The organism is Micromonospora sp. NPDC047467 (assembly GCF_040643095.1).
Classification (GTDB): Bacteria; Actinomycetota; Actinomycetes; order Mycobacteriales; family Micromonosporaceae; genus Micromonospora.
This window is the reverse complement of record NZ_JBEYTO010000032.1, coordinates 1-1,719: the sequence shown is the minus strand read 5'-3', so window position 1 is coordinate 1,719 and position 1,719 is coordinate 1. Positions and strand designations below refer to the sequence as shown.

The window sequence follows — 1,719 nt, the reverse complement described above, 5'->3', positions numbered from 1 at the left end:
GCCCCGTCGGTGCCGTAGTAGGTCTTGGTGGCCGCCTGGAACACCTCCTGCACGGTGCCCGCCCGGCCTGGGGCGAAGACGCCCGCTCACTGCCGCCCACCCCCCGCCGCATCCCCACCGTGCCGCGCCCCAGCGGCACGTTTGTCGACCAGCGCACGCTCGCACGCCAGCACCCCCGCCAGCCCGCCCAGCATCAGCGCCGCGGGCACGTTCACCAGCGCCACCCCCACCAGGGCCAGGACGACGAACGTGACCTCGCACGCCAGCAGCACTCTCCTTGGCGTCACCACAGGTTCGGCGCCCCTTCCTCCGGCTCGACGTCGTGGAACATCTCCCACCCCCACACCGCGTTCGTGGCGGACACGAGCGGGCTGATGTCGACGCCGTCGCTCTTGCGCGCCCATGCCCATGCGTCACCCAGGTCCCGTTTGCGCGCGCCGGCGAGCGCCGCGGTCAGGTTCGACTGCCCGAGGTGACGCAGCGTGCCGTTGCTTACGCGGTCGTAGAACTGCCCGCAGGCCTGCGCCAGCTGACGCACCTTCGGGGAAACCACCAGGTGAGAGCGGTCCTCACACTCCGGATTGTCCTCGTACGTCAGCGCCTTCTTCAGCGCCGGCACCAGCGTGCCGGCCGGGCCGCCCTCGTCGATCACCCACGCGCACGGCCCCCACTTCTGGTCACGCTCGGTAGCCCAGGCGACGACCCAGTCCGTACCGGGCTCGTGCCGCACGACCTCGGCGTGCACCCCGTCACCGGACGCACCGGCCACGGAGATCGACGCCCACGTCCGCTCTGGGTTCACGTCGATCGCGAACGCCACCGGGTCCCCAGGCCGCGAGCGCTGGTCCTCTACGGCGTCCCACTTGTCCTTGGGGATGACCTGCCAGGTCTCGTCCGCTACCTCCGGGTAGTCGCCCACGCCCAGGCGCTCACGGTCGAACAGGTCCGGCCGCATGGCGCGCATCTCCTGCAGCACGTACGCAGTCCGGATACGGATCCCCAGCGCGGGGTTGGCCCGGGCGAACGACCGCTCGTCGTTGCGGTCGTCGTGCGCCTCGCAGACGATGCGGCCCTCGGGGTCGGTCGGGCACTCCTTGACGTGGTGGTCGATGGAGAACTCGAGGTAGCACAGCGACGGGTCCGGTGGGCCGTTCTCCGCCATCGCCCGTGCCCGTAGCAGCGCCAGCTGCTCGCTCTCGTCGCCCAGCCCCGCCGACCCGGTGAACACCAGCTGCGGGTTGTGCCGGGCCGACAGCACGGGCATCAGGGCGCCCACGGGGGCCGCCCGCAGCTTCATGCCCTCGTCCATGATGACCAGGTCGCCGGAGAACCCTCGGCCGCTGTCCCCGCCGCGCGCCAGGAACCTGATCCTCGCGCCGTTGAAGAACTCGAAGCCCTCCTCGCCGTGCGAGCGCCTCACGCGCTTGACCCGGCGGCTCAGGTCGTAGGAGCCCTCGAAGATCTGGTCGAGGCGCAGGAACGACTCCTGCGCGGTGTTGAACTGGTGCGCGGTGTGGATGACCAACCGGCCACCGAACAGGATCACCTCGCCGAGCTGGCGGGCCTCGAGGAATCCGCCCTTGCCGTTCTGCCGGGCGACGTTGAGCACCACCTCGAGCGACGTCCACCGGCCCTCGTCATCCTCGGCGAGGGAGTGGTGCAGGCCGAGCTGCTGCCACGGGTCCAGCAGCAGGTGGGCGCTCTCGGCGAGCTCGATGC

1 protein-coding gene and 1 pseudogene are annotated in these 1,719 nt (G+C 71.0%); both read right to left on the bottom strand.

The genetic code is table 11. The annotated features are described in order from the left end of the window. Positions 1–86: 86 nt before the first annotated feature. Positions 87–287, bottom strand: coding sequence for a hypothetical protein (locus ABZ780_RS31705; protein ID WP_357488441.1), 201 nt, complete (start codon positions 285–287; stop codon positions 87–89). Next, positions 284–1,719: pseudogene (locus tag ABZ780_RS31700) on the bottom strand (hypothetical protein); the annotation flags it as partial. The gene ABZ780_RS31705 and the pseudogene ABZ780_RS31700, both read right to left, overlap by 4 nt.